We start from the raw sequence: 18084 nt of genomic DNA on the forward strand, positions 1-18084 counted from the left end.
CTTAAATTCATATAGAATTTTTTACATATTTCCATAACGCACATAAATACTGGACTTTTTAGCTCACAGATGAGAAACTGTCAAAAACTTTTCATTCTCATCCTTCTATAGCACAAGAAAAATGTTAAAATAGATAGGGTATGCTTTTAAATCATTTAAAATAGACGATTTAAGCAGCCTCTATTAAAGAAAAAATGAAGGAACGATATTATGGATAATGAGAACTCAGTAAGTTCAAAGCTTGATTATACATTAATTTTTATCATTTTTTTATTGGCATGTATTAGTATTATCACACTCTATTTTGCTCCCTATCCTACCAATTTATCTGCAAAATCAATGATCATGCATCAGGGGATGTGGTTTGTGATCGGTGGTCTAGTCATTGCTGGTATTTATATTATGGACTACGACCGTTTTAAATTCCTTTCTTGGATTTTTTATGGTATTTTCATGCTCCTATTATTCGGCCTTTTTGCTAAACAACATGGCGTCCCTGTTCCTTTTGCAGGGGATGTTGTTAATGGTGCTGTAAGTTGGTACAACCTCCCTGGTATAGGCTCTGTACAGCCTTCAGAATTCATGAAGATTGTATTAATCCTCATCATTAGCCAAATAATCGTTAAGCATAATGAATCTCAAGCTATTCGCCAGATTAAAGATGATTTTATTCTCTTAGGAAAAATTGTTGCGGTCGCTTTCTTACCGCTTATTATTGTCCTTTTACAGCCTGACTTAGGGACAGTTACCGTCTATTTGGCTATTATTGCCTCTCTCATTATTATTAGTGGGATTCGTTGGCGGATCATCATTGGCCTATTTCTCATTGCCGTTATCCTTATAACAGCACTCGTGATCTGTTACTTTTACATTGATAAAAATATTGTTTTCCTATTTATAGAACAACATCAGCTTGACCGCTTTTACGGTTGGTTAGATCCTCAGAATAATCAGAACCAAGAGGGCTATCAACTATTGAAGTCCCTGATGAAGATTGGTTCTGGGGAACTGTACGGCAGAGGATTTGCAGCGACGAACTTTTCTATTCCTGAAGGTTGGACCGACTTTATTTTTGCAGTCATTTGTGGAACGTTTGGGTTTGTTGGCGGTAGTATCACCATTGCTATTTACTTCTTATTGGTCTATCGCCTTGTGAATGCGGCCTTGAAAACACACGATTCCTATGGCACCTATATTTGTACGGGCATCATCGGCATGTTGACCTTTACCATATTTGAAAATATCGGCATGACCATTCAATTGATGCCCATTACGGGAATCCCTCTTCCCTTCATCAGTTACGGGGGAAGTGCTTTATTGACGAATATGATCGCCATTGGCCTTGTTTTAAGTATTGAAGCTCGCTCGCGGCAGTACATGTTTGATTGATCCCTTCATTAATAGGAAACACTAAGAGGTGATTCTGAATTTGGAGTGAAAAGGAATGTACGATTGTATCGGCGATGTCCACGGCTGCTATGAGGAATGTGTTCAACTATTAACAGCTTTAGGCTATGAATGGGAAATGGAACTCCCTCGTCATCCTAAGGGAAGACTTCCTGTTTTTGTCGGAGATATTACAGATCGCGGCCCAGCTTCGGTGAAGATGATTCAGCTTGTAACAAGGCTTGTAGAGGCCAAACTAGGGTTATATGTTCCAGGAAACCACTGCGATAAGCTCTATCGATACATGCTCGGGCGCAATGTCCAAATTAAACATGGTTTAGAAACAACGGTGGCCGAGCTTGATGCGCTAGAAAGACGCGAATATAAGCGCATCTCCCATGCTTTTAAAACATTATACGAGACCTCCCCTCTCTATCTCATGCTCGATGAAGGAAAGCTTATTGTTGCTCATGCAGGCATTAAAGAACGGGATATTGGCAAACCGATGAATAAACGCATTAAGACTTTTGTCCTTTATGGTGATATTACAGGGGATACTGATTTTGAGGGTCGTCCAATCAGACTTGATTGGGCGAAAAAGTATCACGGCGAGTCTTGGATTGTCTATGGGCATACACCTGTTCATGAACCAAGAATCGCGTTTCACAGCATAAATATTGATACCGGTTGTGTGTTTGGGGGAAAGCTTACAGCCTGGCGCTATCCCGAAATGGAAATCGTTTCTGTCCCCTCTACACAACCCTATCTCGCTGAAAAATTTAGTCGTTTTGATTAAACCTATTCCTCTAATCTCCTCCTTCCAGTCTTTAACCTTTAGTGCCCGTTTTCGGTCTTATTAGAAAACGGGCTTCATTATGTTCTTTTGATGACCGCTTTTCCCCGCTTTTTTGAAAACAGGCTTCACTCACTCTTCATTTTATGCTTTTACTTCTATCCAGCTTCCACTAAGCTTAAGGGTTTCCAGAAAAACGGCCGAAGTCAAGGTGCATATAACAAGAGGAAAACTAATAAAATAGAGCTGCGCCTGCACATAAGAAGCTGCAGACTCACATAGGGGCTCATTAAGATATTTTAAACAGTATTTTTAATTTGTTATTAGAACCCACATATAGAGCGAAAAAACAACACAGCCGTTTTCAAATGTCCCTTTGAAAACGGCTGTGTTCTATAATACGTCTCATATCCTCTGGTAGTGGCGTCGTGAATGTCAGCGGTTGATGCGTCATTGGATGTCTAAAATCAATTTGATAGCTATGCAAAGCATGACGTTTGATGAGCTGGGTTGATCCGCCATATAAATCATCCCCTAATAAAGGGTGCCCCATATGAGAAAAATGCACGCGAATTTGATGAGTTCGACCGGTTTCCAGCTTAATGGATAATAAAGAAAAATCATGCCATTGAGCGATGACTTCAAAATGCGTGATGGCCGGCTTACCTTCGTCGGTTACGCAGCGCTCAATAATACTCCCTGTTTTCCTCCCAATCGGTGCCTCAATGGTCCCTGACTCCTGTTCAAAGCATCCATGAACAAGAGCGAGGTAGCGGCGATGGATATCCCCTTGCTTTTGCATTCGAACAAACCAATCATGGGCCACGCTATGTTTGGCAAACAGCACGAGACCAGAGGTATCACGATCCAGACGCGTGACAGGATGCGCTGTAAACGCGAGCTGCTCTTGTTCCTGTAAATAATAGAGCACCCCATTGGCTAACGTTGTCTCACGGTTTTGAAAGGAAGGGACTGTCGGTTGTCCTGCAGGTTTATTGAGGATCATGAGCGTCTCATCCTCAAAAAGGAGGTCGATAGCCAGCGGCGTTTTTCGAATCCCCTCACCTATGACCTCCGGTGGAAAATGAACCTCTATTCTATCTTGTGCATGTAATAACGTTCTTACTGTTGCGGGCTGACCATTGACATAAAGGCTCCCACCCTCATGCTTTACCTTTTTAATTGCTGTTCTCGAGAGTTTCATGGTCGTTATAAGAAAGTCACGGAGCAACCATCCCTCTGACTCGGATGTCACTTTTTGTTTAAGAATTAATGGCTTCACTACAATTCCTTCTAATCTCTCACGAATGATTCACGCACTCGCTTCCAAAATGGAAACGGGCGGAGTCGCGCAAAACGCACGCGCTCTTCAGCCACTCGGCAGCGAATGGATTTTACATTTTTGTGGGTTAAAAAAAGATGGTCAATACTGATATCAAAATTCACATCATTAACCGGCTTTAAAATACACGTATGATGCTCTGGCAACACAAGTGGAGAGCCAATCGTACGGAATACCCGATTATTAATCGAAGCCATTTCAGCAAGTTGGATAGCCGATAAAGACGGATGAAGAATCGCCCCATTTAACGCTTTGTTATAGGCCGTACTTCCTGTTGGTGTCGAGATACATAACCCATCACCACGAAACGTTTCAAACCGGTCCCCTTTGATAATGACATCAATCACAAGAGAGCCTTCCATGCTCTTGACTGTACTTTCATTGAGTGCTAAATAACGTTTATCCGCTTCTTCGCCATTAAAGCGGATGTTTACTTCAAGCAGAGGATATTCCACAACTTGAAAAGGGGTCTTGGCCAGATGAATCACCAGTTTTTCGACTTCGTCAGGTGTCCAATCGGCATAAAAACCGAGATGCCCTGTATGCACCCCAACAAAGGCTGTTTCACTAAGCCGGTTCACATAACGATGAAAAGCATGGAGAAGCGTCCCATCGCCTCCCACTGAAATCACAATATCCGGCTCATCTTCATCACAAACTAAATCAAAACCATACAGATAGCGCGAGATTTTAACTTTCAGTTTTTCAGATAGTTCGTCTCCTTTAGACTGAATTGCAAATTTCATATTTTTCACCTTTTCGTACGTTTTAAGTCATGGTCTTCAATCTTTTTTAACGCAAAATGCTTCTGTGCTTCTTGAATCTCGCCTTTGATTTTAGACATTTCTTCATCTAAAAGGAAGGCAGCTTCAGAAGCCCTTTGTAGGCGATCCCGTACTTCAGTAGGCAGTCGTCCTTCATATTTATAATTTAATGAGTGCTCAATCGTTGCCCAGAAATTCATCGCCAATGTCCGAATTTGAATTTCTACAAGGATCTTCCGCTCACCGACAATCGTTTGTACAGGGTATTCAACCACCATATGATAGGAACGATAACCACTTTCCTTTGTCTCTGCTATGTAATCGCGCTCTTCCACGAGCCTCATATCCTGACGGTTACGTATCAATTCAATAACCGTTGGAATATCATCTACGAATTGACACATGACACGAATGCCGGCTAAATCCTGCATAGAAGTATGTAGTTCATTTAATGCGATGTTTTTACGGCGCGCTTTGTCTAAAATACTGGCAACAGGTTTCACCCGTGCTGTAACAAATTCTATAGGAGAATGCTGATTTGACATTTCATATTGTTCACGATAGCCTCTCAATTTAATCTTCAACTCGTCTACCGCTTGCTTATAAGGCGACAGAAAAAGTTCCCAATCCATTTAGAACACCACCATCTCTTCATCCACCATTTTTACTGATCGAGCAATTGTTATATAAATCCATTCTCCGCTTTTTGGTTGTTTCATTATCTCCATTATGGCATAATCCAATTAAACTTACCATTATTCGATAGGTGGTTTTCACGTGAATCAAGAGATTGAAATTGAGTTTAAAAATATGCTTACAGACAAAGAATTTACTCAGCTCATACAACACTTTAATCTATCGCCTCACTCTTTTTTTGTTCAGGAAAACGAGTACTTTGATACAAAATCATTTGACTTAAAAAATCAACAGTCCGCCTTAAGAATTAGAAAAAAAGGTGAACAATTTACATTGACATTAAAACAGCCTGCTACTGAAGGTCTGCTTGAAACCCACCAGGCCCTCTCTTTAGACGAGGTGAATACATTTAAAATAGAGCACAAATTACCTTCTGGGAATGTCACTACCGTCCTTCAACAAATGGGTGTGGCTATTCAGGAGCTCCATTCTTTAGGCACATTAACCACTCGCCGTGGAGAGCTCCCTTATAAAAATGGACTCTTAGTCCTCGACCATAGCTTTTATTTGAACAGTGAAGACTTTGAATTAGAGTATGAAGTATCAGAATTTAAGACGGGTAAAACCATTTTTGAGGCCTTATTAAAAGAACACGCCATTCCGAAAAGGCAGACAAAGAATAAAATTGTTCGCTTTTATGAAAGAAGCCAAATTCAGTCATTGAACGATGAAAACATGAGGTGTTTATAATGGGGACAACAATAGGTAACATTCAAATGATTCAAGCTTGGTTACAGCTACAGGCACTTAATAATATTAACTCGTCTTCGATTGTAGGAGAGACGTCAACGGACGACTCGTTCTCTTCCTTACTTGATTCACTCTTGCAAGAAACAACCGCAACAGCAGAATCACCAGAAACAGCGACGCCCTTACTGAGTGCTTATTCAAGTGCTTTAACACAAAGTTCAGCGCAAAGTTTACCCACAATGATCGCCGCTCCTTCAACATCTATAGGAAATGAGAAGGAGTATGATCCATATATCGAACGTGCTGCTGCTCTCTATAATGTTGATCCTAAGTTGATTCGGTCAGTAATTCAAAATGAATCTGGTTTTAATCCAGCCAGTCAAAGTCAAGCTGGTGCTTTAGGTCTCATGCAACTTATGCCTACGACGGCGGCAAGTCTAGGGGTCACTAATCGCTTAGATCCCGAGCAAAATATACTAGGTGGGACAAAATATTTAAAACAACTTTTAGATCAATTTAATGGAAACAAAACCCTCGCCGTTGCAGCCTATAATGCCGGTCCTGGGAACGTGGAAAAATACAAAGGCATTCCCCCATTTTCTGAAACACAAAATTATGTAAAAAAGGTTCTCACGGGCTATTATAGTGAGGTTTAAGCCTTTTCAGAGGGCCTTTTGTCAATTAAAAAGCCTAATCCAACTTTTTCTAATTATTTCAGTGTCGAATATTTGCCGAAACCGATGACGCCTTGATACAATAGAATTAGATTATAAATACACTTTGACTAATCTATCGGAGGCTTCTAATGAAAAGCGAAAGAACCAATGCCTTTGAAGCCATTGGTGGTACTGATATATTAAGACGGCTTGTTTTGGCACATTATAAAAATGTAGCGGCCCATCCTGAATTAGCACCTATTTTTCCAGACGATCTAACGGAAACCGCTCGGAAACAACAACAATTTCTTACTCAGTTCTTAGGTGGACCGCCCTTATATTCTGAAGAACATGGACACCCGATGTTACGTGCGCGACATCTGCCTTTTCCTATTACGCCAGCACGTGCAGAGGCATGGTTATCATGCATGAGGCGTGCGATGGATGAAGTTCAAATTGAAGAACCATGGAGAGAGGCTATTTTTAAACGTTTAACTTTAACAGCCCATCATATGGTCAACACTGAGGAAAATGAAGGCGAGTAAGGAGATGAATGTGTTGTTCGATAACGGCAGCTCCACTTGCGAAGGCAATTCAGATCAAAGCTGCACCATTGGCAGCACGATAAATAAAAAAACTAAACCGATCGAGGTTTATGCTTTTGTAGATCCAATATGCCCTGCAAGTTGGGGAATGGAACCCAATTTAAAAAAGCTCATTGTTGAATACGGTCAGTATTTTACAATACGGGTGATTATCGGCAAGTCTTGTGATTGTCCAGAAAATCCGTCACAATGGAACAAGAATGCTCAACTATCTAGAATGCCCTATAATGAGAAACAAAAATTTAAAATGTCTTCATATAAAGCCTCATTAGCGATTAAAGCAGCTGAATTACAAGGGAAGGCTCGCGGCAATCGTTTTATGAGGATTCTCAGAGAAAGTCTGTTTGCGGATCGAAAAGATATAAGTACAGAAGATGTTATCATCGAATGTGCTAAAAGAGCTAAACTTGATCTCAATGAATTTGAGAAGGATTTAAATTCTGAGCGTCCCATTAAGGCCTTACAATGTGATCGCCGAATCACGAGTGAGATGGGTGTTGAGGAATTGCCAACACTTGTGTTCTTCAACATCTGTGATGAGACGGAAGGAGTCAAGGTCACTGGTTGTTATCCTTACAGCGTCTACGTTCAGATTCTTACTGAGACCTTAGGAAAACAACCTGAAAAGCAAGTCCCCCCTTCTCTAGAAAAATTTTTAGAGCAACATCGTTGTGTAGCCACACAAGAACTCGCTACGGTTTATGATAAAGAGAAACAAGATATTCTCAGGGATCTCAAAAAGCTGACGTTAAAACAGCTGATCAAACCTATCCACGTCAAGTATGGAACTTACTGGAAATATATTGGCGATAAAAAATAATTGTTGAAACAGACCTCTTTTGCAAGGTCTGTTTTTTTTAAAGAAAAACTGGGCGGAAAAACATGCCCGATCCTTATTCAAACACGGAATAAGATTTTAATCCCAAATGGCACGGGAGCACCCCAGTTGCTCGGAACGGAAGACGCTCTAGCTCCTTTGGGAACGGGGCCAGCGTGTCCGAAGATCCACTTGGGAGCCCCACTATATTATTCCCAAGTTAGCTGAGGCTGTGCCCGCGGAAAGCGAGCGATCTTGAGTGGAGGTCAACCAAAATTTATGCTTTCCTTGTCGCCAGGCCTTAATGGCAAAGGGCGAAGTTGCACCGAATTTCCATGAATTTATGCTTTCTGATGTGATAAGAAAACCGAAAACCTGCCATTAGTCATACCGTGACTTTCATAAGAATAAATTGTATTGAAAAGCCAAGCTTTTTTTAACCACACTTATGAAGGGGGATTTTAATGAAAGGTATTTTCATTTTGCTCTCACTTTTAGCAACTGTAGTCACTTTTTGCTTCTATTTTTTAGCTTTAATGGATCTCCAGCCTTTAGTCATTTCTGGTCCACTTTTCTTTTTGTCCATACTCGTGACCATTCGCCTCATTACGTATCGCAAAAAAAGATCAATATAAATCCCCATCTATTGAATTGATGGGGATTTTTCATCCTTTGAATTAAAAGAGTAAGCTTTCCATCTCATTTAATACATTTTCAAAAACTTTAAAAGCCTGTTTAATCGGGTCTGGGGACGTCATGTCTACCCCTGCACGCTTAAGTACCTCAATCGGGTAATCAGAGCTTCCAGCCTTTAAAAACTCCTTGTAGCGGGTAACAGCAGGCTCTCCTTCATTAAGAATTTGTTGTGACAACGCTGCTGCGGCACTATAGCCTGTAGAATACTGATACACATAAAAGTTATTATAAAAGTGAGGAATTCTGGCCCATTCGATCGCAATTTCTTTATCAATGGTCATTCCTTCACCAAAATACTTCTTATTTAGGTCATAGTAAACAGAAGAGAGCAATTCTGATGTTAAGGCCTCACCATTAGCAGCTTTTTCATGAGCAATCTTCTCAAACTCTGCAAACATCGTTTGACGGAAGACAGTTCCTCTGAAGCCTTCAAGCTGATTGTTCAACAAATACAACTTTTGCTTCTTATCATTGGTTTCATTAAGAAGATAATGATTAAGAAGTGCTTCATTACACGTTGAAGCTACTTCAGCGACAAAAATAGAATAATCGGCGTAAGGATAGGGCTGATTCTTTCTTGTATAATAGCTGTGTAAAGAGTGTCCCAGCTCATGTGCAAGTGTAAAAGCATCGTTAATCTCATCAGACCAGTTTAATAAGATATACGGCATGGTCCCATAGGTCCCCGAAGAATAAGCGCCACTTCGTTTATTTTTAGTTTCACGCACATCAATCCAGCGGTTATTATACCCTTCCTGAATAATGTTGACATACTCTTCACCCATTGGCGCAAGTCCTTTTAAAACAAGGGCTTTGGCTTCCTCATAACTGACCTTCATATCGACGTCTTTTACGAGCGGCGTATAAAGGTCATACATGTGTAAATCCTCTAACTTCATGGCCCGTTTACGAAGTTCTACATAACGATGTAATAAATGCAAATGATCATTGACTGTAGAAACAAGGTTATCATAAACCTCTTCAGGAATATTGTTTGCTGATAACGCCGCCTGACGAGCAGAATCATAGTTTCTAACACGAGCGTAAAAATTATCGCGCTTGAAGGCCGTCCCTAAGGTACTAGCAAACGTATTCTTGAAGCTCTCATACGTGCCATGCATGGCTTTAAAAGCATCTTCCCTCACTTGACGATTCTGACTTCTAATTAAGGATGAATAGCGACCATGAGTGACTTGAACCTCTTCGCCATCCTCCCCTTTTATCTTGGGCAGAGTCATATCTGCATTGTTCAGCATGCCGAAAGTATTGGATGAGGCACTTAAAACCTCACTGGCTTCAGCAAGGAGCGCTTCTTTTTCTTCACTTAATACGTGTGGCCGTTCACGATTGATTTCATCAAGGGCGTGTCGATAAAGCTTAAGATCATCGTTTTCTTCAATGAATTGCTTTAATTTTTGTTCATCCAGCGATAAAATTTCCGGAACTACAAAAGAAAGCTGACTGCCAACTGCTGCTGCTAAATTACGCGTGCGATCATTTAATGCTTGGTATGTAGGATTTGCGGTATCTTCATCAGCCTTCATATGTGAGTAAGCAAAAAGTTTACTTAACGTCTTTGTTAACTCATCCTGTTTCTGAAGGGCATCATATAAAGTTTGTGACGACTCACTTAATTTACCTTTAAATGCTGTGACCTCAGGGATTAATGCTTTTACTTGATTGAAATCCGCTTCCCATGCCTCAATATCTGGATAAATCGCTTCTAAATTCCACTTTTCTTGTTCTTGAACCTCTTCTCTTGTAAGAAGAGCCTTTGTTCCTTGTTCTGCCATTCTTGCACCTCCGTATTCTTGTCCTACACTCTTAACACTAAAATGTTTCTTCATTCATTCCTTAAAAACAGGATGTACTTATAAATATTGTATGACAAAAAAATAAAAATCTCCATTAACTTGAATATTTTCTACTTAATAATATTTTCTTAAAACATCATTGTCCCATTTGAGAAGGGTATCCAGATCTTCATTTTTCCATTCCATAGGTTGAATCACTTGATATTTATTTTCTGCCAATGGGGCTAAGATATTCGCCCGAATAAGAAAGTTAAAGTAACCCGTAACCACATGTTTTATCGAGGGTTTTGTATAAAGACTAGGGCGCAGATGAAAGATACTTTTTTGAATCATTTTAGAAAAAGCTTGGGTAATGGTTTTGAGATGAAGTATAGTGCCGGAGGGGCGATCGATGAACGTCAGTACCAACCACATCTGCCACACATAAGTGGGAGTAGAAAGTATAAAGGAAGCCATCATTGGAATTCCTACGAAAGCCGGGAAACAGCTGAAGAGTTTCCTTTTATGTCTACACATCGTATAGAGATAGCGTTCTTCATGAGTAAAGATGGCCAGTGGTTTAGTCCGCCAACGTTCTTTTTGCTTGAGCCACGGCTGAATCCAATCCTTTAAAGCCATGGAAACCTTAGGCTTGTACGAGAATAATTGTGGTGAAACCAGGTTTCTAGGGAGGGTTTTTGTCACTCCAAGAATGCGGGAAGTCGTTAATGTGGCTAGTGGGTAGAGAAAAACAAAGCAATCCGTTCTGGTGTTGTAGTAGAGAAGGGTTGGTAACTGTTGATCATAACGACAAACCATGGCATCCATTGTGGAAAGTTTGTACACATTTTTTTCTGCAGCTTTTAAACGCTCGCCTCCTAATAGCCATATAACATCAATATTCAATGACTGATAGCCTCTTGTCCTTGAAGCTAATAACTCAATCGGAATGGTCGAGCATTGATATTCAATAGCAAGTGGAGCATCCTTTAACTGAAGGAACAGATCTGCTCGTTGTTGAATTTTGGAAATGTAATGTTCACAATGGACTATGGTTTGATTATCTTTTAACCAATAATATAGCTGCATTTTCCCTAATTGATGGTGAATGGACTCAGGTTCATGATTTAAAGGGCAATCTGCAGCTTGCTTATGAGCAAAATGCCACGCCACCTGAGTGCCTAACTTCAAAACAACCTCTCCACCACACATTTCACAATAAAATTTTTCTTTACTTCTTCGAGCTTTGAGATCCATTAATGAGGGGCCATCATCTAAAAGCGAACATTTATGGCCTTGAGTGTTAATGGCAACGAACAGTGCCATCACTTCCTTTTCGCGAGGGATTTCAAAAAACTGAAAGGACATTGAGGAGGAGAATAGAGCCTGGAGCTCTAACCTCCTTTTATAGAAGTGGAGATAATAAGCGAGATGTGGATTCGAAGACACGAATCAGGATTGGGCGTTTTTTAAATACCTCCCAATCAATAGGAACAGAATTTTCTAGATCATCAATAAAATCGGCAACAAGTTGAATCGTACTTTCTGTTCGATAAAGGAAAGCATTGACTTCAAAGTTCAGATGAAAGCTACGCATATCCATATTTGCCGTGCCGATAGACGCCAGTTCATGGTCAACGATGATGACCTTACTATGCAAAAACCCATTCTGATATTCATGAATGTTAACACCGGCTTCTAATAACTCCGGAAAATACGAATGTGAGGCGTAAAAAACTATTTTTTTATCAGGATGCTTGGGGACCAGCAGCTTCACATCAATCCCACCTAGTGCCGCCACCTTCAAGGCACTGAGGATATCTTCATCAGGAATTAAATAAGGAGAAGCAATCCAAATCGACCGTTTGGCGGACACAATCATTGAAAAAAATAAGTTCTTAATGACTTCCCACTCATCATCAGGAGAAGAGGAAACCAATTGAACAGCACCATTTCCTTCTTTATGCACGGGCTCTGCTTGAAAGTAAATGACATCACTGATAAATTCACCTGTCATGTAATACCAATCTTGAAGAAAAATAGCTTGTAGACTTCTAACCGCCTCCCCTTTCACCAAGAGATGCGTATCTCTCCAAAATCCAAAAGATTTACTTTTCCCTAAGTACTCATCACCGATATTCAGTCCACCCGTAAAACCAATCTTTCCATCAATGACAACGATTTTCCGATGGTTCCGGAAGTTAATCTTATGATTGAAGAAGGGTAACTTAACAGGAAAAAACGGAACAGTCTTAATGCCCGCCTTTTTTAATTCATTGACATACCTTTTTGGCAATCGCCAACTTCCTACCGAATCATAAAGCAAGCGAACCTCTACACCCTGTTGAGCCTTTTCTATAAGTAAGTCCCTTATCTCACTTCCCAAACCGTCATCACGAATAATGTAGTATTCAAGATGGATATGGTGTTTAGCTTGACTTATAGCATTGATAATTTCTCGAAAAGTAGCATCACCATTCGTAAGGACTCGGGTTTCTGTCGCAAAGGAAACCGGATATTGCCCTAATCGTTGGGCCAGCCGAATCGTCGATTGTTGATGTTCTCCCATGAGTTGAAGCTTGTCATAATCAATGATTCCATTAGATGATGAGGCCTCAAAAGATAATTCTTCTAAATAGGCTCGTTTACGGAATAACCGTTTTTTTCTATAGCTTTGGCCAAACGCAATATAAAAGATGAACCCTACAACAGGAAAAAGGGCTAAGAGCATAAGCCAAGTAATAGTTTTTGTTGGATTGCGATTCTCTAAAAAAATGATGATTCCAATAAAAACGACGGTTAAAGACAAGCCAACATTTAGAGTATTAAGAATCCACTGTTGCCAGTGCTGCAAATAAAATAAAACTAATACAGCAATAGCAGCAAGAAGTAGTAATTGCGCTTGTCTCTTCATAACAATGTACTCCTATCCTCTCTAGCACCGTAGAGCTGTATTTATGATCATGGTGATCGATAAGGGTGAACTGATACTCCCCCACTTGGATGATTTATCCTATCCCAACTCTTTAGGGTAGGCTCAATAGGTTAAAATGTCCCCGATAGCCACTTACAAAAAGGGCTCCCGACATATTAGTTTACATTAGTTAAAAGCATTGTGGAAGTTTTTTAGTTCAATAAGAGGACGGAATTAAGACTGAGGAAACATCGGAGCACTTTCTATTACTACATTTTAGAATATACGTTCTGATCTGTCAATAAATCTATTACCCACCTCAGCTGGTGACCACCATTTATACTTTCAAAGCTACGCCTTGCATTTTAATGAAGACAGCTTATTTTGTAACCCCATCACCACGAAACGGAAAAATTCAGTTCTACTTCACAAGAATAAAATAGAAAACCCGCCCTCATATTTACAAGGCCGGGTACTTACCTGACATCTATTTCAACTAAACATTTCAACAAAAGTGATGACGGATAGTGGTAATAGCTTCTTCAGCAATGATCAATTTACCATACTCTTGAATATAAGGGAGTGTGATATCCGTTTCTTCTCCGAACTCTAAGATTAAACTTAAATCATTCTCTTGTTCATATTCAGTCGAATCATTACTAAATTCTATAAATAAATAGTATTTATCATCAAAATGATACAAGCTGCTCTCAATAAAATCATCATCTATTTGTCCGCTTAAATGGATAATGTCTTCAAAATCATTAAAGGAGATAAGAAATGACAGCTCGTCTTCTTCCACTATTTGATCGTCCTCTGATTGATCATCCTGAAGGTTCTCAGAAAGTAAGTTTTCCAGATCATCATTAACAGGAATGTCGAGATGTTTATCCGAAGAAATTGGGAGCTCAAGCTTTGTTCCATCTTTTGATAATTGGGCACGGGTCACTAAAATTTCTAACCCTTTCTCCAATGCTTGGACTTGAATCCATAAAGGACCTTCTACAGGAAACTCTTCCTTATGGTAAGCCTCATCAAGAATATCCCAAAATAATTCTTCCCCACGCTCACGATTATACCAAATCTCTTCTCGATCAAAACCGCGATCCTCAATATCCAAATAACTGATAAAAAACTTCAACGTATGATCATTCACGCGCTCGATATCCATTCTTCTCTCTCCCTTCCTTTGTATGATGGTAAGTCGGGAGCAATTCGTCTAATAAAAAATTATAGAAGCATCACCTAAACTCTCTATAATCACTAGACAGATTAAGGATCAAGTGTACACCCTTTTGCTCTCAAATGCTTATATCTTTATTGTATGATACTTTCCCGACAAATGAAATAAAAAAACCTGACTTCATAAAAATATCCATCATTGTCCTGAGTCAATGCATGCTTTCTTAAGGTTTTATTCAATTATATGATGCTATTTCTTCATCATGATCATTCTTATGAAATCTTGACTTGTCAAAAAAACTTTACAAAACTCGGCTTCCGCAAAGCCTTAATGGCAAAACCCAAAGGTGCACCACTTATAAGGTCTCTCGATAAGTCATAAATTCTAAGATCTGGCGTTATAAATCACAAAATCCAAAAGGGCCATTCAAAAATTCACGCCATCGCACTACGATACCGTTGATTCTTTATGCTCATTATTCACCATATATAATTTCTCCATTCAATTTTCCTACAAATAAATAGAGTCCTCGGTCATATTTAGGACAAGACAGCATATGATTGTCCTAGAAAGGGGCGCTCTGCGTGGAGATCAGTTTAGATACACTTATCGCAATTGTAAATATTATCGTTATTGATATTATCCTAGGGGGAGATAATGCGGTTGTTATTGCCCTCGCCTGTCGGAATCTCCCCGAAAGAAGAAGAAATAAAGCCATTATTTTAGGCACCGGTCTAGCCGTCATCTTACGCATTCTTCTTACGGCAATCATGCTATCGCTCTTACAAATTCCCTACCTTTTGTTTGCAGGCGGCATATTCTTGATTTATATCGCCTTTAAACTTATAGCAGACAAAGAAGACGACATCAACATTAAATCAGGAACGACATTATTTGGAGCTGTTCGTACTATTGTTATTGCTGACCTCATTATGGGACTCGACAATATCTTAGGCATTGCAGGCGCCTCCCATGGAAACCTGATCTTAGTCATGATTGGTCTCTGTGTTTCCGTTCCCATTATTATCTGGGGAAGCAAGGTTATCCTAGTAGCCATGGACCATCTACCTGCTCTTATTTACTTAGGTGGTGGCGTGCTTGGGTATACTGCAGCAGAAATGATTATTCATGAGCCTTCAATTCATGATTTATTAAAACCATTTCCCCAAGCAAAAGCTGTACTAACAGTAAGCATTATTATTATCATTTTACTGCTTGGATGGATAAAAAATAATTCCATAAAAAGCACAAGATAAATAAAAAGACAAATGAAAGTTGCTCAGTCTTGATTTATAAATGGAACAAAAAGCACTCTCCCAGGGGAAAGTGCTTTGTTCTAATTAACCATTCGTTGCGCTTCTTGAAGTTGGAAGGTTCTCACCTTTCTAGGTAAGAAACGTCGAATCTCATCATCATTGTAACCCACTTGTAGTCGCTTTTCATCGATCAAAATGGGTCTTCTAAGTAATCCAGGATTGTTTTGAATCAATTCATATAAATCCTGTAATGGCATGCTGTCCAATTGGACATTAAGCTCTTGGAAGGCTTTAGAACGAGTAGAAATAATTTCATCTGTCCCATCTTCCGTCATTTTTAGGACGCTTTTAATTTCCTCAATACTTAAAGGTTCTGAGAAAATATTACGTTCCACAAATGCAATCTCATGTTCCTGTAACCAAGCTTTTGCTTTTCTACAAGAAGTGCAGCTAGGTGATGTATATAAAGTGACCAATAGTAAACCCTCCTTAAAGGATCGGCACTTATAGTATTGATAACCTCTATCATTATTATATTATAATATTTCTAATTTGGCTAGAGGCCAGACTACATTTCCTTAATTCTTTATTTAAGGTATACCCTATTTACAAGCTTCAAAACCACATTGTGAAAAAAATTTCACAGTATGTCGGCTTTTCTCGGAAAGCCAGCTTTAGAAAACGTAGCTTCTACCCCGTCTTTATCAAAAGAACCGTTTTTAACCAAAGCTTTTTGTCTTTCACAAGCCTCTTATAGAAAGCCGATGCTTAGGAATAAACGGGAATCACAGACAATTTATATCGACCGTTTTCGAAAGGCTTTCGGAAATAAGTTCAAAAGAAATGATGACGGCACTACGCCACGTCACTTTTGCCTCCCGCCTGCCTCAAGATATAAATATCAACATATCATCGCCTAAATATTTTTTAAACAACAAAAAAAGAGCTTGTATATCCAAGCTCTTCTAGGCAACCGATTTCGTTTGGGATGATGAGGTTGGCGATTGTTTTTGTTGAGGTTTCCAACTGCCTAAGCGTTCTTTTAACCATTTTTTTAACGCCTCTCTGCGCTTCTTACCATGGACCTTCTGTTTCATGTTATCCACTCCTTAATGGTCACTTTGAATACAATGGACGGCATTGCACCTACAAAAAAGGATATGCTCTATTCACCTCTAATGGAGAAAATAAACAAAGAAGATCATCCAAAGTTTAAAAATAAGGCTTTGTTATAGTCCTTATAATATTTCTCCCATCATCACCCTGTTTTTATCTATATAATAGTGGTGAAACATTAATTGAACTCAAGTATATTGTCTGTCTTCTCATCATCTATTGTCAAGACCTTATCAGCGGGTTCATACGATTTACCATAAATTTCCTCATCTTTGTAGGTATGAATTTCTTTATAGGTCTTTTTCATCTTTTCTAAGATGCTTTCTTCTGATTCATTTGTAGGCGACCAATAAAGGATCTCCATTTCAGTCACTTCATTTGTCGCTAAGCTTTTTCTTTTATATCCGATTGATGTTGCATGTTGGAAGCCTTCTCGCTTATAGAACTTCAAACGCTTTTGCGTATCACTATCCTCATAATTAATTGGCTCGACTTCAAGGATTATCGGTTTATTTTTTTTCTTCATCTTCTCTATTAATTTATGCCCCGTTCCTTTCCCGCGTGTCTGACTTGAAACCCAAAGATAATCAATAAAAATAAAATCCTTCGTCTCTACATACATCATAACATGATTTTGACTTTCGTCTTTATGATACATTTCCGGTTTTTCTTTTAAAAGTGTTTCCATATGCTCTTGCGATTTCATTTCCTCAATGGGGAAATACTTGTTTAACTTTTCATACCAGTTCATGGTTTCCCTCACTTTTTTAAATTTATTATGTGAACACATCCCTATTTTATTTAAACAAAGGACTAGCATCTTCTTCCATTGCCAAAGGTAAAAATGGGATCAAAGGGCTATCCAAAATTTATTGGACAAAAAACCTTCACTCCTAAGGAATGAAGGTCTATCAAAAAGTGTAACAAAAAGACTTTAAAAAAGGCAACTTTATTCAGCAAAATCCGCCCCTGGCTACACTCTATGCTAAAATAAAACAGTGGACTAGCCTAAGTCTTAAAGGGAGGTTAGAGTCGTTTGATACGCGCAATATTTATCGTTGTAATGGTTATCCTCTTAATTCTAGTCGCAATTCAAAATTATAGCCATAGTATTCCTTCATGGCTTCTTCAAGCTGTTTTGTGGTTAGCCATTATTTTATTTGTTGTTTATATTCTTCAAAAAAAGCGAAAGAAAAAGGAGTAACAAAGTTCTTACTCAAATGTTGAAGTAGTAAAAGCTTGTCATTACTCATAAGAGCTCAAAAAATCGCGAGACCCGCCACTACAAAAAAGCAAAATTGCTATAGATTGCGACGTAACTACCGCTACGGAAATACACTCCGCTTTCCGCGGGCGGCTGGTGAGCCTCCTCACGCT

The 18084-nt window shown here is 39.3% G+C and carries 19 protein-coding genes; 9 read left to right on the forward strand and 10 right to left on the reverse strand.

The features are described from left to right. Window positions 1–210 precede the first annotated feature (210 nt). Together IEV91_RS12780 and prpE are read left to right on the forward strand one after the other, a co-directional pair. On the forward strand, window positions 211–1389 hold the full coding sequence (locus tag IEV91_RS12780; RefSeq protein ID WP_188497798.1) for an FtsW/RodA/SpoVE family cell cycle protein: 1179 nt from the start codon (window positions 211–213) through the stop codon (window positions 1387–1389). 55 nt (window positions 1390–1444) lie between these two features. Then, window positions 1445–2182, forward strand: coding sequence for a bis(5'-nucleosyl)-tetraphosphatase PrpE (prpE, locus tag IEV91_RS12785; protein WP_188497799.1), 738 nt, complete (start codon window positions 1445–1447; stop codon window positions 2180–2182). Between the two features lie 361 nt (window positions 2183–2543). Here prpE and IEV91_RS12790 read toward each other — a convergent pair whose 3' ends face one another. Genes IEV91_RS12790 through yjbM form a run of 3 tightly spaced genes read right to left on the reverse strand, consistent with a single transcriptional unit; the run spans window position 2544 to window position 4917 of the window. Continuing rightward, window positions 2544–3461, reverse strand: coding sequence for an RluA family pseudouridine synthase (locus IEV91_RS12790; RefSeq protein ID WP_229745584.1), 918 nt, complete (start codon window positions 3459–3461; stop codon window positions 2544–2546). Window positions 3462–3472: 11 nt separating this feature from the next. Then, entirely contained in the window at window positions 3473–4267 is a 795-nt protein-coding gene (locus IEV91_RS12795) for an NAD kinase (RefSeq protein WP_188497800.1), read from the reverse strand. A 5-nt stretch (window positions 4268–4272) separates the two neighbouring features. Beyond that, window positions 4273–4917: a GTP diphosphokinase gene (yjbM, locus tag IEV91_RS12800; RefSeq protein ID WP_188497801.1), complete on the reverse strand. Its 645-nt coding sequence runs from the start codon at window positions 4915–4917 to the stop codon at window positions 4273–4275. 145 nt (window positions 4918–5062) lie between these two features. Between yjbM and IEV91_RS12805 the strand changes: the two genes are divergently transcribed. The 5 genes from IEV91_RS12805 to IEV91_RS12825 all read left to right on the forward strand — a co-directional run bounded on the left by IEV91_RS12805 (window position 5063) and on the right by IEV91_RS12825 (window position 8384). Continuing rightward, on the forward strand, window positions 5063–5671 hold the full coding sequence (locus IEV91_RS12805; protein ID WP_188497802.1) for a CYTH domain-containing protein: 609 nt from the start codon (window positions 5063–5065) through the stop codon (window positions 5669–5671). Continuing rightward, window positions 5671–6327, forward strand: a complete 657-nt coding sequence (locus IEV91_RS12810) for a lytic transglycosylase domain-containing protein (RefSeq protein WP_229745585.1) — start codon at window positions 5671–5673, stop codon at window positions 6325–6327. The genes IEV91_RS12805 and IEV91_RS12810 overlap by 1 nt, the downstream gene beginning before the upstream one ends. A gap of 149 nt (window positions 6328–6476) precedes the next feature. Continuing rightward, the gene (locus tag IEV91_RS12815; RefSeq protein ID WP_188497803.1) at window positions 6477–6872 is read left to right on the forward strand and encodes a globin domain-containing protein; all 396 of its coding nucleotides are present in this window, start codon (window positions 6477–6479) and stop codon (window positions 6870–6872) included. A gap of 4 nt (window positions 6873–6876) precedes the next feature. Next, window positions 6877–7752, forward strand: coding sequence for a DsbA family protein (locus IEV91_RS12820; protein WP_188497804.1), 876 nt, complete (start codon window positions 6877–6879; stop codon window positions 7750–7752). A gap of 461 nt (window positions 7753–8213) precedes the next feature. After that, window positions 8214–8384 (forward strand): hypothetical protein, encoded by a 171-nt coding sequence (locus tag IEV91_RS12825; RefSeq protein WP_188497805.1) that lies wholly within the window; start codon window positions 8214–8216, stop codon window positions 8382–8384. A gap of 42 nt (window positions 8385–8426) precedes the next feature. Here the strand turns inward: IEV91_RS12825 and pepF are convergent, their stop codons facing one another. The 4 genes from pepF to mecA form a co-directional block, all read right to left on the reverse strand. Continuing rightward, on the reverse strand, window positions 8427–10238 hold the full coding sequence (pepF, locus tag IEV91_RS12830; protein WP_188497806.1) for an oligoendopeptidase F: 1812 nt from the start codon (window positions 10236–10238) through the stop codon (window positions 8427–8429). Window positions 10239–10373: 135 nt separating this feature from the next. Continuing rightward, the gene (locus tag IEV91_RS12835) at window positions 10374–11564 is read right to left on the reverse strand and encodes a competence protein CoiA (RefSeq protein WP_188497807.1); all 1191 of its coding nucleotides are present in this window, start codon (window positions 11562–11564) and stop codon (window positions 10374–10376) included. A gap of 79 nt (window positions 11565–11643) precedes the next feature. Next, entirely contained in the window at window positions 11644–13152 is a 1509-nt protein-coding gene (gene cls, locus IEV91_RS12840) for a cardiolipin synthase (RefSeq protein WP_188497808.1), read from the reverse strand. Window positions 13153–13657: 505 nt separating this feature from the next. Continuing rightward, on the reverse strand, window positions 13658–14323 hold the full coding sequence (gene mecA / locus IEV91_RS12845) for an adaptor protein MecA (RefSeq protein WP_188497809.1): 666 nt from the start codon (window positions 14321–14323) through the stop codon (window positions 13658–13660). Window positions 14324–14919: 596 nt separating this feature from the next. Here mecA and IEV91_RS12850 point away from each other — a divergent pair. Further along, window positions 14920–15591 (forward strand): TerC family protein, encoded by a 672-nt coding sequence (locus IEV91_RS12850; RefSeq protein ID WP_308420039.1) that lies wholly within the window; start codon window positions 14920–14922, stop codon window positions 15589–15591. An 80-nt stretch (window positions 15592–15671) separates the two neighbouring features. Here the strand turns inward: IEV91_RS12850 and spxA are convergent, their stop codons facing one another. The 3 genes from spxA to IEV91_RS12860 all read right to left on the reverse strand — a co-directional run bounded on the left by spxA (window position 15672) and on the right by IEV91_RS12860 (window position 17458). Beyond that, window positions 15672–16067, reverse strand: a complete 396-nt coding sequence (gene spxA / locus IEV91_RS12855; protein WP_188497810.1) for a transcriptional regulator SpxA — start codon at window positions 16065–16067, stop codon at window positions 15672–15674. 489 nt (window positions 16068–16556) lie between these two features. Further along, window positions 16557–16688 carry a hypothetical protein gene (locus tag IEV91_RS21905; RefSeq protein WP_268236398.1) on the reverse strand — a complete coding sequence of 44 codons (132 nt, stop codon included), beginning with the start codon at window positions 16686–16688 and terminating at the stop codon, window positions 16557–16559. Between the two features lie 197 nt (window positions 16689–16885). After that, window positions 16886–17458 (reverse strand): GNAT family N-acetyltransferase, encoded by a 573-nt coding sequence (locus IEV91_RS12860; RefSeq protein ID WP_188497811.1) that lies wholly within the window; start codon window positions 17456–17458, stop codon window positions 16886–16888. Between the two features lie 285 nt (window positions 17459–17743). Between IEV91_RS12860 and IEV91_RS12865 the strand changes: the two genes are divergently transcribed. Beyond that, complete coding sequence (locus IEV91_RS12865; protein WP_188497812.1) at window positions 17744–17911, forward strand: hypothetical protein; 168 nt, start codon at window positions 17744–17746, stop codon at window positions 17909–17911. The last annotated feature ends 173 nt before the right edge of the window (window positions 17912–18084 follow it).

The sequence above is a fragment of the Pullulanibacillus pueri genome (genome assembly GCF_014639255.1).
Taxonomy (GTDB): Bacteria; Bacillota; Bacilli; order Bacillales; family Sporolactobacillaceae; genus Pullulanibacillus; species Pullulanibacillus pueri.